Here is a 13,486-nt window from a genome sequence, read left to right on the forward strand (position 1 = left end):
CCGGCTCACCCCTTTGCAATCAGGTCATAACGGTTCCTTGGGCGGCTCAGTCCCAAATGCTCCCGGAAGGTGCTGCCTTCATACTCGGTGCGGAACAAGCCTCTGCGCTGAAGCTCCGGCACAACCAGCTCCAGGAACAGATCCAAACCGCCAGGCATATAGGGAGGGCAAACATTGAACCCGTCGGCCGCTTCATCCCGGAACCACTCTTCGATGATATCCGCTACCTGCTGCGCGCTGCCGACCACGAGCAGATGCCCGCGGACCGTGACGGTGAAGAAATAGAACAGGTCCCTGATCGTAATATCCTCGCGTCCGTTCGCCCCTCTGGCCAAGTCGGCCCAGTGCAGCGCGGCTTCCGAAGCGGATAGGTCAGGCAGCGGATCCTCCAGCGAATATCCCCTCAGGTCGATTCCGATCTTATCCGAAAGGGGACCCAGATCGAAATCGGTCACCACCAGTTCGTTCAGCTCCGCATATTTGGCCCGTGCTTCTTCCTCCGTCCGGCCCACGATCGGAACCAGCCCCGGAAGGACCTTCAAATCCGAAGCTTCCCTTCCATACGCCGGCAGGCGCCCTTTCACTTCCTTGTAAAATTTCACGGCGACTTCTTTGACGTTCGTTCCGGTGAAGACCATGTCGGAATATTGGGCCGCCAGCATTTGGCTGCGCAGGGAGGTTCCTGCCGTGATCAGCGGAAGCTGTCCCTGTATCGGACGCAGAATGTTCAGCGGCCCGGCGACGGAGAAGTGCTCGCCGACATGGTCCAGGGCATGCACCTTGCTGCCGTCGGCGAACACGCCGCTTGCTTTGTCCCGCGGAAGGGAGTCATCCTCCCAGGTGTCCCACAGCCCGCTGACGATTTCAATGAATTCCTCGGCGTAGTCGTATCGTTTGGCGTTATCCCAATGCTTCTCCCGGCTGAAATTCAGCGCAGCCCGCGTATCGGAGCCTGTCACGACATTCCATGAGGCCCGGCCCCGGCTGAGATGATCCAGCGATGCCGTGAAGCGTGCGATGTTGTAAGGCTCGGCATAGGTGGTGTTCACCGTGCCGATCAAACCGATTTTATCCGTTGCCGCTGCGAGATAGGACAGCATGGTGAACGGCTCCAGCCGCGTCATTTGGGAAGGGAATAAATGCTGCATATCCGCGCTCGTGGCCAATCGGTCCCCCAGAAAAAAGAAATCGAACTTGGCCTTTTCAAGCTTCTGGGCGACCTCCTTCAGGAACTGGGGATCGTAAGCCCCGTCCGTTTTGCCTTCGGGCAGCCTCCAGCCCGCGGGATGATAGCCCGTCCCGAATAAGAACAATCCAAGATGCAATTGACGACGTTTTGAACTCATGGTTGTGTCACCTTCCTGATCCATATTGGTTATGGTTGATCATGATCATGCCGAATAGGTACTGGCGTTATATCTGCTTTATCCGCGGAATTCCTCCGTCAGGCGGTCGATCTCCTGCAGTTCTTCCTCTGTCAGCCGTTCATCCGAATGCTTCAGCGTATCCGCGATGTGTTCAGGCTTCGATGCCCCGACAATGGCTGACGTGATGCCAGGGCGGCTGAGCACCCAATTCAGGGCGAACTGCGGAAGCGTCCATCCCCGCTGCTCGGCCAGCGGCCGGATCCCTTCCACGATGGAAAGCGCATGCCGCTGGTTCAGCAGCAATCGTAACCGCTGCTCGCCTGCAGCTAGGCGCGAGTCCGTTGGGGGAGCTTCGCCCGCCCGATATTTGCCGGACAATATGCCCCGTCCGAGCGGACTGTACACGATAACCCCGACCTGCTCGGACTGGGCAAAGGGAATCAGCTCGCGTTCAATCTCTCTAGTAATGAGGCTGTATTCCGGCTGTACGCTCTCGAACCGGCGAAGGCCATGCAGCGCACTGATGCCGTGGGCTTTGGCTAGCTGCCAAGCCGCGTAGTTCGAGCAGCCAATGTAACGCACTTTCCCCTGCCGTACAAGATCCGTAAGCGCCTCAAGCGTCTCGTCCAGCGGGGTTAACTCATCAAACCGATGTACTTGATAGAGATCGATATAATCCGTTTGGAGCCGGGCAAGACTGTTCTCCAGCGCACGGTAAATATGATAGCGGCTTTGGCCCTGGTCATTGATGCCGGGTCCGATGCGATTATGCAGCTTGGTTGCCAGGAGAATGTCCTGTCTTCGCTCCTTCAGCAGCCTGCCCAGAATTTCTTCCGATTCCCCGAGCTGATTGACGTTTCCGTTATCCATGCCCGTGCCGTACACGTCAGCCGTATCGATCAGATTGATGCCGGAACCAAGCGCTTGATCCAATACGGCGGCCGAAGCCCTCTCATCGATCCAGCGCCCGAAAGACATCGTCCCGAGACTTACCTCCGACACTTGAACCCCGGTTCTGCCCAGTGTTCTATACTGCATAATGACAACCCCTCACTTTGCTAGATTCATAAAAAAACAACCGGAGACACCCCTCGGATCACAACTTATCCAAGGATGCATCTCCGGTTGTCCGGTAGAATGTGCATCAATCATATTAGCGTTATAAATATCATGAAGCCCTTAGAATCGAACGTCTCGTTCATCTCCGTTGGTTAGGTAGATAAACAAAGCATCTAATTCTATCATTTCCGATATGTTAAGTAGGATTATAACACCGTCTAATTTTGTCGTCAATTATTTTTCATGTTGGGTTTGCGGCCGGATCAGCCCGAGGTGATCTCGTAACGTCCTGCCCGCATATTCCTCGCGAAACAGCCCCCGCTGCTGAAGCAGCGGGACTACGCGCTCCACAAACTGTTCGAGCCCGCTCGGGAGCAGAGGGGCCATTATGTTGAATCCATCGCAAGCCAAGCTGCGGAACCAATCCTCCATCATATCGGCAACTTGCCGCGCAGTGCCAACCATCGTCATGTGTCCCCTCGACACCGCGTAATGCCGGCCGAGCTCCAGAATGCTCATCCCTGACTTCGCGGTCATATCCATAATCATGATCGCCCGGCTGCTGTTTCCTTCCCGCGGCAAATCGGGCAGCGGGCCGTCTACCGGATATCCCGTCAAATCCGCATTCAGCAGCTGGGACACATACTTCACCCCTGCCTCCGGCAGAATGAGCTCGCTGAATGTCCGGTGATATGCCATGGCTTCGGCTTCGCTGTCCCCAAGGAAGATCTGCAGTCCCGGCAGAACCTTTACCTCTTCCCTCTCCCGTCCATACTCCATGAGCAAGTCCTTAAACTCGCGGTAATACTTGATCGCATCCTCCTTACTCTCGCAGGCCGTGAACACGACATCAGCCGTTCGAGCCGCCAGCCTTCTTCCGGCAGCCGAGGTTCCCGCTTCAATGATGACAGGCCTCCCCTGCGGAGATCTCGGCATGTTTAAGGGCCCTTCCACCCTGAAGTACTCACCTTCATGATGCGCCCGATGAATCCGTGCCGTATCGGCAAAGACCGCCTTTTGCCGATCCAATACAAGGGCATCGTCCTCCCAGCCGTCCCATAATCCGGTCACGACTCGTAGAAATTCCTCCGCCCTTTCATACCGTTTTTCGTGCTCCATTAATTCCGCCGATCCAAAATTGCGTGCCTCCGCATCCTTCGTGGAGGTCACCACATTCCAGGCGGCCCTGCCGCCGCTGATATGATCCAGCGTAGACAGACGCCTGGCCAATCCGTACGGCTCGTTGAAGGTTGTAGATGCCGTTCCGGCTAATCCAATACGTTCCGTCACCCCGGCGAGGCCGCTCAACATGGTGAGCGCTTCAGGCTGCAGAAAACTGACATTCGTCCGTAAATCCTCGATCAACGGGATCGAGTTGTTGTCCGCAAGGAATACCATATCGAATTTTCCGCGTTCGGCTGCTTGGGCGCAGCGTTTATAGAAATCGTAGTCCATCGCCCCGACTCCTGCCGAATCGGCATGCCGCCATGCAGCGATATGATGGCCGTAATTCATCAGAAAAGCGCCCAGGATGAATTGGCGTTGATCTGAACCCATCACGTTCACTCCCCTCCGGTCTAGCTCTATAGATTCTTGATCTCGATGAGATTATCTACGTATTCACTGACATACTTGTTATCGTGAAGACGGGTTTGAACTTCCTTCTCCCATGTCACGGCTTCCCGCAAGGACGCAAGACCCGTCCCGATGCCATACCATGCCTCCACCTCATCCCGACGGATGGTGAAGGACCGGTCTTCAAACTTGAAGATCAGTGTATCCAAATTATCAATCATGGCAAAATTCGCAGTGGAATTATAGACCAGCGTCTGCTTCAGCATGTCCTCTTTCAGATCGCCGACCCTGGACTTGAACCGAAGCTCGGCCGTCAATTCCTCCGGATACAGCTGAAATGTGCGCTCAATGTCACGCATGGGAAGCGAAGCATTCAAATTGATCAGGTTCCCGGCATTGCCCATATATGGGCTGGCGAAGTTCAGCGAATTCCGTATATCGTGCGTCAACGGATCATTTTGCTCCGCTTCATACTGAACCGCTTGTTCATTTGCCTTGGGCTTAATGTATCCCTCCAGCGCCACCATGCCCCCGATGCCGATAAGCAGCAGGACAACGATCAGCCAATTCTTTCTGCTCATGGTTCATTCACCTCAAGTTGAAACGTTAGTTTATAAGCTTTTTGGACCAGCAGCGGAATGATGACCGACGTCATCGGGATAACATACCGCATGACGGTCACGTAGAACGAATAAGGCCCATCGACCGACAGTTCTCGCCCAAACCATAAATCGCTGCCGTATTGAATCACGAAGGTATACATAGAGATAACCACGATAAATATCGACCACAGCCACCATGCCCACTTGCTCCATTGGTTCAATTTGCGTGCATTGATGACGGCTGTTTGCTTTTCATACCGTTTCAGATGCCGTGACATGGAAAGATACGCCGCACCGGTTAATACAGCCAAACAGAGGAGGAGCGTGTTCACCCATATCCCGTTTGGCAAAAACCGGGCCGGAATGGTAGCGATCCAGGCCAGCAAGGAATAAATAAGGGCGCTCTGAAGGAGGTCATGACGGAAACGGTAGCTGTAAATTTTCTGGTTGTCGTCAATCAGAGATTCGATGTCTTCCATATTTTCGATCGCCAGACTGATCGCCGACTGATATGCTATGCCGTTCTCCATATAATCCGTGACCCGCGCCTCCAAATTGCTGAGAACCTCGTTCTTCAGATCGACAACTTCCTTGGTTTTGCGTTGATTCGCGAATAGGCGATCCACAAAAATCTCGAGGTCATGCCTGTTGGTCATTGCTACTTCAGCTCCTTCCCGTTTCCAATCAGAACATCGATAATCTCGCGTGCCGCCTTCCATTCTTCTTGGTTGCGCAGCAAGCGCTTCATTCCCTCCTGGCTGAGATTGTAATATTTACGTCTCCCGCCCTGGGTTTCTTCTCCCCAATAGGAGCGTATCAATCCCTGCTTCTCCAGCCTCCTCAGACTTGAATACAATGTAGGCTCCTTCAGTTCAAATCGATTCCCGCTTCGAATCGCGATCTCCTTAATGATCTGATAGCCGTAATTGTCTCCGTCTGATAGCACATGCAAAATAAAGGTATCAATATTGCCGCGTATCAAGTCACTGTTATGTAAGGGTTCAATCAAATACCCGAACCTCCTAACGGATGGAATGGGTATAATATAACGCACATTACTATGCATGTCAAAGTAATATTCCACGCATATATTCCTTTGCGATCTTCTTTGGATTGACGGTTTGCGAGCGTCTACTATATAATTCTTGAAAGTTCTTCCTATTATAAATAGGATCCCATAGAATGCTGCGCAAGAGACCCCAGTATATCTATATCCCATCAGTACCCGCAGGAGGAAACGGTTTTGCTTCATAAATACATTCGACGTCTGAAATACTATATTCTCCGGACCCTTCGCATGCAAAATAGCGACCATCGGATCGCTCTCGGCTTTGCCGTCGGCTTCTTCCCTTGCTGGTATCCCACCTTTGGCATCGATCTGCTGCTGGCTCCGCTGCTGGCTCGCATGGTAAGGGGGAACATCCCCTCCGCCTTCCTTGCGGCCTCCGCAGGCTCCGTCTTGTGGCCGATCCTGTTCTATCTAAACTATAGAATCGGCGTGTTTGTGCACCTGTTCACTACGTTTCCGGCGACCTTCGAAATCGAAGATGCGCTCACGGTTCCCGTTCCGGAGACGGATTATATCGTTGAAACGGACCATTTCGGCAGGTTGGGCGACATGGGCGTTAACTTTCTCGTCGGCGCCTTGATCAACAGCGTTCTTTCTACGCTGATTCTTTACATTCTGCTGCGAATCATGCTCTCCGTCTACCGCAAACCCTTGCTCCACAAGATCAAAGAATCCATTCGCAGAGGAAAATCGAAGCATTAGCCCGAAGCTCCCCCTGTAAAAGCGCCCGGAATTCTATTCCGGGCGCTTTTTTTTATACCGTTCAAACTCAATTGTCTCGGTCTATTCGTGATTTCCCCTTCAGCTATGAGCTGTTATCTCTGGAAAATTCGGTATAAGTTGCTAAAAGTACGGCATTCTAAAGAGGATGAGCCTTACTATATACCGGCAAAGGAGGGAAGTGTCAATGAAATCGAAGGTACGGCCCGCGCTGCTCGATCCTGTTAAAATGCGGCTGGAACATTGCGAAGATGTCATCTACCAATCCTTGCGTCTCCATGGATCAACGTGTACCGTCATCTACATTGAACCTATCGTGGATATCAGCACCCTGCATGAATACATCGTCAAACCGTTGATTAAAGAAGCTGCGAAGGTTCAGCATGATTTTCTTAATTTCATTGACCGCATGGATCGCGGAGACATGCTGTCGGTTCCGTTCGAGCGTTCTTCCTCGGCCGAGTATATTGCCGATATGATCGTTGAAGGCAGAGCCGTTGTGATTGTGGAACAATTGGCGGAGGCTTATTTGTTCGACATCGTCTTGTATCAGAAGCGGGCGGTTTCGGAATCTCAGAACGAGCTGGTCGTGAACGGACCGCAGGAAGCGTTTATCGAAGACATCGGAACAAATCTATCGCTGCTCCGGCACAAAATCAAACATACGGATCTCAAAACCGTGCGCTACCAGATCGGCGACTACTCCAAGACCGCCGTGTACATGGTGTATGTCGACGGTTTGTGCAAACCTGAAATCGTTGCTCAAGTGGACCGGCAGCTGAGCAGCATGTCCATCGACGGGACGTTTGGGATCAGCACCTTGTCCGAGCAAATGAAGGAAGGCGTAAAATCCCCCTTTCCTCAGTTTCAATACACGGAGCGACCCGATTCCGTTGCCGCGTCCCTGCTCGAAGGCCGGGTCGGCATCATGCAGGACGGAACGCCGTCGGCGCTGATCGTGCCCGTCACCCTATTTTCCCTGCTGCAGTCGTCCGAGGATTATTATCTCAGCTTCTTCTCCTCCAGCTGGATTCGGATCGTCCGGTTCATGTTCGCGATAATTTCATTATTGATGCCTGCCCTGTATGTCGCTATCACAACTTTTCAGCCATCCATCATACCAACCGATTTGCTGATCACCTTAGCCGCATCGCGTGAAAACATACCATTCTCCGCCTTAGCGGAGGCGCTGATCATGGAACTGACCTTTGAAGCGCTGCGGGAAGCCGGGACCCGTATCCCGCAGCCCGTCGGGCAGACGATATCCATCATCGGCGCCATTGTCATCGGACAGGCCGCGGTGGAAGCGGGGATCGTATCGAACCCCATGGTCATCGTGGTTTCGATAACGGGCATCGCTTCTTACATCATTCCGCACTTCGAGCTGGGGCTGGCGTTCCGCTTGCTGCGCTTTCCTATCCTCATACTTGGAGGAACGCTCGGTCTGATCGGCGTGTTTACGGCCGCCTTCCTGGTGTATGGACATATGGCTTCCCTGAAGTCGTTCAATACGCCGTATCTGCAGCCCGTTGCCCCCCTTGTCTTATCGGAATGGAAGGACACCTTCGTGCGGGCGCCGTCCATGCTGATGAAGAACAGGCCTAAAACCTATGCATCATCCAACAATTTAAGGAGACGAAAACGATAATGCTTCTACTCAAATGGTTGAAAATTCTGCTGCCATTATCGTTGTTGACAGGCTGCGGCTTCAATATGACCAAGGTTGAGATCAATGAACAAACCTTCGTTTTTGCCATGTACGTGAATAAGGGTCCGCAAGACGATAGCGTGGAAGTGACGATCAGCGCTCCCTTGCCGAATCGGCTCACATCCGGGCGTCAAGCAGGCGGAAAGGGCGGCGGAGATCCGTATGCCATGGTAACCAAATCCTCCACCACCGTGCAGGATGCCCTCCACCTGATCCAACGGGATCTTTCACGGCGTTTCGACTTCAGCCACACTAAGGTTGTTGTCGTTGGCAAGAGCTACGCGGAAGCCGGATTAGAGGATCTGATGGATTGGCTCCAACGGGAACCCACAACGAATATGAGCATTTACATCATGGTTGCGCCCGGAGACGCGAAAAAAGTCGCCGAGCTGACGCCGGTTTTTGAACAGATGCCTTCGGAGGTGCTCATCCGGTTTGCGGACCAGCACAACATGATCACCACGAACCTGAAGGATTGCCTCTATGCCGAGTCGGGCAATCAAGGGTATGCCCTGACCTATTTGGCGGCAGGCATGAAACCCATGGTCGCTGACCAAGAGAAGCTGAAGCCGTGGACGGGAATTCAAGGCACGGCGCTGTTCCGTAATCATAAGCTGGTTGCCACCCTTCCTATGGAGGAGTCGCTTGCCGTCAGCTGGGGAGTGAACGAATTAAAAGCCCCCCTATATACCGTTTCATGGAATGAAAAAGGGAAGGCCAGCGTTTTCCTGATTTCAACCAGTTCTAGCAAATCCGTGCGCATGGTTTCTGGCCATCCAGTGTTCACAATAAAGTTAAAAGGAACGGGAGATGTCGTATACAAAAAAAATCAAAAGCAGTTGGATACCCTCCAGGCGAAAGAGATCATAGAGCATGAGCTCAATGATCAAATAGCAAGTCATCTAAGAAAGGCCCTTCATACTTCGCAACGAGTAGGAGCAGACATTCTGCAGCTCGGGATGCTGGTGGACTGGAACTATCCGGATCATTGGCATCAGGTTCGCTCCAACTGGCCCGACTATTACAAAAACGAAGTGGAGATCCAGGTGGATGCCGACATCAAGGTACGGAACTTCGGGGCCATACTCAAATCGAAACTGAAATAAGGAGGCAGACCGATGCTCGCTCTTCTGTTTCTCGTATACGCCTTGGCGGAATGGTATGTCGCGAAGAAAAAGGCAAAGGGATCCCGCGAAAAGTGGACGATGCTCATCCTGATCCTTGCATGTACCGTTTGGAATATATTCGCCTTGTTCTCTCGCGAGTGGCTGACCCCCAACCATCTGATTATGCTGCTGTTCGGTTGGCTGGATAAGTTATAAGAACTTAAAATCGGAAAGGATGTACGAACCCAACATGCGAAATACTCCCTGGCAGCTGTTTCGTTTCGGATTTGTCTATCTAAACGCCATACCTACGGGATTTCTAGTCACTCCTCTCTTGTGGAACTCGGCATATTTGGGATGGGCTGCGATTTTGGGTGGTTATGCGATGAGTTTGGTCTTCTTGTGGTTTATGTTGAAACTCGGGCTGTGGGATCCTCGGAAACCCTGGATCAATTTTGGCAGTGCCCTGGTCAGCAAATGGATTCACTTCCCGATCGTCGCTTTGGTATTCTTCTGGTCTATCAATTACATAGGGATGGATATCGAAGGTTTCACGTTATTCTTCGATACCAATTACATGCGGGAATCTCCCCAGTGGTTCATCCTCCTGATTGTGGGCCTGGTCGTTATGGTTACCGCCAGGTGGGGCATGGAGACGATGATTTATATTTCCGACGGGCTGTTTCTTGTCATCGTTGTTGCCATTGTTGCCATGAATATGTTTTTCTTCAAGGAAGCGCATTGGGATATGATGATCGCGATGGTCAGGCATCACAATTATGAGTCGGCGATCAAGGACAGTTTGTTCTGTCTTTCATTCTTCGCGGAATGGATCGTGTTCCTCTTTCTCGCTCCTTATATCCAATTCAACAAGAAATCCTTTCGCAACCTTGCTGCGGCAGGACTGTTGGTCACCATAGGCGTAATGCTCCAATGGGCATCGGCATTGCTGAATTTCGGCCCCTATCTAGGGCGCGAGATGCAGTATCCGCTCGTCGAATTAATGCGTGCAGCCAGCGGGTTCCTCGGCAATTCCGATCCGCTGATCATTGGGTTATGGAGCAGCTCGATGTTCTTCCACAGTGCCTTTCTTATCCACGTGAGCGTAAGGTGTATGGCGAAACTCCTTAACCTGAAGCAAATGGATGGTCCCCTGATCGCGATCATTGGGGGAACCGCTATCGTAATTGCGTACCAGTATTCGCAAAATCCGATCCTTTTTCAGCAAGACTTCAATTCCTTCGGGATGGCGGTATTTTTCATTCTCATGGAGTTAATCCCGATTTTCTATTGGATTGCCTCCCTGTTCCGTAAACGTAAGCGTAAACCAAAATCAAGACCAAAGCCTGACCAAAAAACCGCTTGAGAGTCTAGAACTTGTAATCCCCCCCCTTCCATCCTGTTCGTCTTTGAAATTCAACATGAAAAAGAGCGGCCGTCAGCCGCTCCCATCTTATGGATCAACATGGTTAAGGAGAAATTTTCTCAGAAAGTATGATACCTAACCGATGTTTATGCTTTCTGATCTCGTCAAAAAACCAACATTTTATGTAAGCGCTTCCTACAAAAAGGTTCTTTTATTGTAAGCAATTGGCATATTATATAGTACAGTAGACCAGCTAAGCAAGGGTGGCAGCAGGAGGTGATCGGCATGGGCGTGAATGAAGCTTTGGCTTTAATGATCTCGTTCGCCACTCTGGTCGTTTCGATCCTTGCCTTCCATAATAAGAAATAGACCCGTCCTGGAACAGATGAATCTATTTCTTACGTCTGGTTGCAAGCAAATATCCACCTTGCGGGCGAAGATCTGCTGTACGAGGAGTCGGCGGCAACCGGCTCCTTTTGTGATACACAAAAATATCCTATTCCGGTTTTTGCGGATTTATGACTCGGCGACATCCATTACGTCTTCAGAATCGGCTGAACATCCGCTAAAATTTTCTCCATCCGTTTGGAGCTCTCCTCATACATTTTCTTGGCTTTCTTACTTTTCGTGCTGAGACTGAACAATTCCAAATCCGCATGGCATTTCTTTAAGTTTGCATACAAGAGCTTCCGCTCCTCGTTTTGGGGTACCTGGATCTGATCATCATACAAATCGACGGTCAGCTGTCCATAAGTGTCTACCTGGGCAAGATATACATCCTTGATCTTAGCGCCCTGTTTGTCAAGCTCTTCGACCAGCCATCCCTGATTGAACCCCATTACGCGCAGCGGCTCATCCATAACTTTACCATCCATAACCACAACCTGTGTGGCTTTTTCCGCCGCTACCTGTATACCTAGATCCTTGGGAGTCAAAGGCAAACTTTCACGCTTCTGCAGGACATTGATCTCACCGCTGGACTCCATGATGGCAAATTCCACGTCGGCGACCTGAAACACGTCTTTTTTCCGCAGCTGCTCCATTAACTCATCGGAAGTCAGCCTTTCTTTCTTTAAATTGTCTTCTAATATCTTGCCGTCCTTAATGAGCACGGTCGCCTTAAAATCGATAAAGTCCCTGGCCTTCTTGCTCTTGAGTTGCAGGAATTCAATAAGTAATGAACAGCCTACCCATACGCCCAGCCCAATTAATCCCAAATACCAGTTCGCTTCATGATCCAAGGAGATATAGGCGGCCAAGCTACCGATCGTAATTCCCGTTAAATATTCAAAAAAAGAAAGTTGCGAAACCTGCCGCTTGCCCAGCACTTTCGTCATCAGAAACAACACAACCACAGCGCATAAGGTTCTAAGTACGATTTCTAACCATTGAGGCACAACAACGACCTTCCTTTCGATGTAATGACATAGCAATCACTATATAGATTATTGTCAAATATCCTAATTGAAATCACACCATTATTTTCCTTCCATGCTTCATGCATGTTCTTCTCCAAAATGCGTACATTAATACGCATGAAAGGAGTGATAAAAACCAATGACCGTAGCTTCCGATGTGAAAACATGCCTCTCATCCTTAAAAAGCGCTCAGGCCAGCCTTGAGCAATTTGCGCTGTCTACGCAAGATCAAAATGCCAAGGATCTGTTCACTACCGCGGCACAACAAACGCAGCAAGTCGTAGACCAAGTAGCCCAGCGGGTTCAGCAGCTTGAACAGGAAGAGCCGCAGTATAAAGGTTTCTAAGCATTGTTTTTTTGCTTTCTCCTATGCTGAAAGCCCATGCATGCCTCCTATCTTTCCCGGATAGGAGGTTATTTACATTGTGTTATTTTTTATTTGAGTTATCATCACCATCAGGGTAAAGTGTTAATAACGGAGACTGAATATAAGGGGGTAATTCTATGAATAATGGTATGCGTCCTATCGATGTCATCACGTTCGGTGAATCGATGGGATTATTATATCCCGAAGGCACACGGGGCATTGGCCAGGGAGGAACCATGGCCCAGTCCTTCGGCGGCGCCGAAAGCAACCTCGCCATCGGGCTTTCCAGGCTTGGCTGCAGCAGCGGATGGTTCGGCCAGCTCGGCTACGATCCGATCGGAACCGGCATTTTGAAAACGCTTCGAGGTGAAGGGGTCGATGTTTCCAGCGCCAGACAAACGGATGCGGCACCGACCGGTCTTATGCTGAGACAGAACGTTCGCGGTCAATCCTCCGTCTATTACTACCGCAAAGGCTCTGCCGCCAGCCAAATGACGCCGGACCATGTAGACTCCGAATACATAGCCAAGGCCCGCATCCTTCATTTCACGGGCATCACCGCCGCCTTAAGCAGCAGCTGCCTGGAGACGATACGGCATGTCATTTCCGTATGCAAAACGCATGGCGTCCAGATCAGCTTTGATCCGAACCTCAGGCTGAAGCTGTGGAACATTGAGGAGGCTCGCCCCGTATTGCTGGAGCTTGCCGAAAGCTGTGATTATTTCCTCCCTGGCTATGATGAATGCAAGCTGTTGTTCGAAACGGAGGACGAGCAGGTGATCCTGGACCGTCTGCGTCAGCTCCCCGGCATGTCCGTGATCAAGAGTTTCGACGGAAACAACGTTATTGTTCTGGAAAACGGGACCTACTCCCTTCCTTTTGAGCGTGTGGATAACGTAGTGGATACCGTAGGCGCGGGAGACGGCTTCTGCGCAGGCTTCCTGGCAGGCATCGCCAAAGGCTGGACACCGGAAGAGGCCTTGTCCCTAGGCGGATTAACCGGATCCCTGGTCATCCAAGCCCCAGGTGACTGGGAAGCGCTTCCGACCTGGGAGGAAGTTCAACAGCGGCGAGGAAATGCCGCCCATATCGAACGTTGACCCGCTATGATTGGATATCAAGCCATCAT

The 13,486-nt window shown here is 51.3% G+C and carries 15 protein-coding genes; 8 read left to right on the top strand and 7 right to left on the bottom strand.

Features of this window, described 5'->3' with window-relative positions:
• Positions 1-5 precede the first annotated feature (5 nt).
• The 6 genes from AC3RCL_RS24795 to AC3RCL_RS24820 form a co-directional block, all read right to left on the bottom strand.
• Positions 6-1,346: an LLM class flavin-dependent oxidoreductase gene (locus AC3RCL_RS24795; protein ID WP_015737074.1), complete on the bottom strand. Its 1,341-nt coding sequence runs from the start codon at positions 1,344-1,346 to the stop codon at positions 6-8.
• A gap of 78 nt (positions 1,347-1,424) precedes the next feature.
• Positions 1,425-2,405: an aldo/keto reductase gene (locus tag AC3RCL_RS24800; RefSeq protein WP_492532601.1), complete on the bottom strand. Its 981-nt coding sequence runs from the start codon at positions 2,403-2,405 to the stop codon at positions 1,425-1,427.
• A gap of 255 nt (positions 2,406-2,660) precedes the next feature.
• Complete coding sequence (locus AC3RCL_RS24805; protein ID WP_492532603.1) at positions 2,661-3,983, bottom strand: LLM class flavin-dependent oxidoreductase; 1,323 nt, start codon at positions 3,981-3,983, stop codon at positions 2,661-2,663.
• 26 nt (positions 3,984-4,009) lie between these two features.
• Entirely contained in the window at positions 4,010-4,582 is a 573-nt protein-coding gene (locus tag AC3RCL_RS24810) for a DUF4825 domain-containing protein (protein ID WP_492532605.1), read from the bottom strand.
• Positions 4,579-5,259, bottom strand: coding sequence for a permease prefix domain 1-containing protein (locus tag AC3RCL_RS24815; protein ID WP_492532607.1), 681 nt, complete (start codon positions 5,257-5,259; stop codon positions 4,579-4,581). Before AC3RCL_RS24815 ends, AC3RCL_RS24810 begins: the two co-directional genes overlap by 4 nt.
• 2 nt (positions 5,260-5,261) lie before the next feature.
• On the bottom strand, positions 5,262-5,612 hold the full coding sequence (locus AC3RCL_RS24820) for a PadR family transcriptional regulator (protein ID WP_090909122.1): 351 nt from the start codon (positions 5,610-5,612) through the stop codon (positions 5,262-5,264).
• A 234-nt stretch (positions 5,613-5,846) separates the two neighbouring features.
• Here AC3RCL_RS24820 and AC3RCL_RS24825 point away from each other — a divergent pair, with 234 nt between their 5' ends.
• From AC3RCL_RS24825 to AC3RCL_RS24850, 6 genes are all read left to right on the top strand, one after another.
• Positions 5,847-6,374, top strand: a complete 528-nt coding sequence (locus tag AC3RCL_RS24825; protein WP_213579597.1) for a DUF2062 domain-containing protein — start codon at positions 5,847-5,849, stop codon at positions 6,372-6,374.
• 205 nt (positions 6,375-6,579) lie between these two features.
• Entirely contained in the window at positions 6,580-8,040 is a 1,461-nt protein-coding gene (locus AC3RCL_RS24830) for a spore germination protein (RefSeq protein WP_492532609.1), read from the top strand.
• Positions 8,040-9,206 (top strand): Ger(x)C family spore germination protein, encoded by a 1,167-nt coding sequence (locus AC3RCL_RS24835; RefSeq protein WP_015737080.1) that lies wholly within the window; start codon positions 8,040-8,042, stop codon positions 9,204-9,206. The genes AC3RCL_RS24830 and AC3RCL_RS24835 overlap by 1 nt, the downstream gene beginning before the upstream one ends.
• Positions 9,207-9,218: 12 nt before the next feature.
• Positions 9,219-9,422, top strand: coding sequence for a hypothetical protein (locus tag AC3RCL_RS24840; RefSeq protein WP_015737081.1), 204 nt, complete (start codon positions 9,219-9,221; stop codon positions 9,420-9,422).
• Between the two features lie 34 nt (positions 9,423-9,456).
• Positions 9,457-10,572 (top strand): GerAB/ArcD/ProY family transporter, encoded by a 1,116-nt coding sequence (locus AC3RCL_RS24845; protein WP_015737082.1) that lies wholly within the window; start codon positions 9,457-9,459, stop codon positions 10,570-10,572.
• 312 nt (positions 10,573-10,884) lie between these two features.
• A complete protein-coding gene (locus AC3RCL_RS24850; RefSeq protein WP_411553898.1) occupies positions 10,885-10,941 on the top strand; it encodes a hypothetical protein in 57 nt (18 codons plus the stop codon).
• Positions 10,942-11,108: 167 nt separating this feature from the next.
• On the opposite strand, the gene AC3RCL_RS24855 is transcribed toward AC3RCL_RS24850, so the two are convergent.
• Positions 11,109-11,969: a DUF421 domain-containing protein gene (locus AC3RCL_RS24855; RefSeq protein ID WP_492532612.1), complete on the bottom strand. Its 861-nt coding sequence runs from the start codon at positions 11,967-11,969 to the stop codon at positions 11,109-11,111.
• A 160-nt stretch (positions 11,970-12,129) separates the two neighbouring features.
• On the opposite strand from AC3RCL_RS24855, the gene AC3RCL_RS24860 reads away from it, so the two are divergent.
• Together AC3RCL_RS24860 and AC3RCL_RS24865 are read left to right on the top strand one after the other, a co-directional pair.
• Complete coding sequence (locus AC3RCL_RS24860) at positions 12,130-12,336, top strand: DUF1657 domain-containing protein (protein ID WP_009595791.1); 207 nt, start codon at positions 12,130-12,132, stop codon at positions 12,334-12,336.
• A 158-nt stretch (positions 12,337-12,494) separates the two neighbouring features.
• Positions 12,495-13,457, top strand: a complete 963-nt coding sequence (locus AC3RCL_RS24865; RefSeq protein ID WP_492532615.1) for a sugar kinase — start codon at positions 12,495-12,497, stop codon at positions 13,455-13,457.
• Positions 13,458-13,486: the final 29 nt, after the last annotated feature.

The organism is Paenibacillus sp. MT86 (assembly GCF_058792535.1).

Bases quoted from the DNA above. Each gene is read 5' to 3' on its own strand.
- AC3RCL_RS24795 (WP_015737074.1), bottom strand. From the start codon at position 1,346: ATGAGTTCAAAACGTCGTCAATTGCATCTTGGATTGTTCTTATTCGGG.
- AC3RCL_RS24800 (WP_492532601.1), bottom strand. From the start codon at position 2,405: ATGCAGTATAGAACACTGGGCAGAACCGGGGTTCAAGTGTCGGAGGTA.
- AC3RCL_RS24805 (WP_492532603.1), bottom strand. From the start codon at position 3,983: ATGGGTTCAGATCAACGCCAATTCATCCTGGGCGCTTTTCTGATGAAT.
- AC3RCL_RS24810 (WP_492532605.1), bottom strand. From the start codon at position 4,582: ATGAGCAGAAAGAATTGGCTGATCGTTGTCCTGCTGCTTATCGGCATC.
- AC3RCL_RS24815 (WP_492532607.1), bottom strand. From the start codon at position 5,259: ATGACCAACAGGCATGACCTCGAGATTTTTGTGGATCGCCTATTCGCG.
- AC3RCL_RS24830 (WP_492532609.1), top strand. From the start codon at position 6,580: ATGAAATCGAAGGTACGGCCCGCGCTGCTCGATCCTGTTAAAATGCGG.
- AC3RCL_RS24835 (WP_015737080.1), top strand. From the start codon at position 8,040: ATGCTTCTACTCAAATGGTTGAAAATTCTGCTGCCATTATCGTTGTTG.
- AC3RCL_RS24840 (WP_015737081.1), top strand. From the start codon at position 9,219: ATGCTCGCTCTTCTGTTTCTCGTATACGCCTTGGCGGAATGGTATGTC.
- AC3RCL_RS24845 (WP_015737082.1), top strand. From the start codon at position 9,457: ATGCGAAATACTCCCTGGCAGCTGTTTCGTTTCGGATTTGTCTATCTA.
- AC3RCL_RS24860 (WP_009595791.1), top strand. From the start codon at position 12,130: ATGACCGTAGCTTCCGATGTGAAAACATGCCTCTCATCCTTAAAAAGC.
- AC3RCL_RS24865 (WP_492532615.1), top strand. From the start codon at position 12,495: ATGAATAATGGTATGCGTCCTATCGATGTCATCACGTTCGGTGAATCG.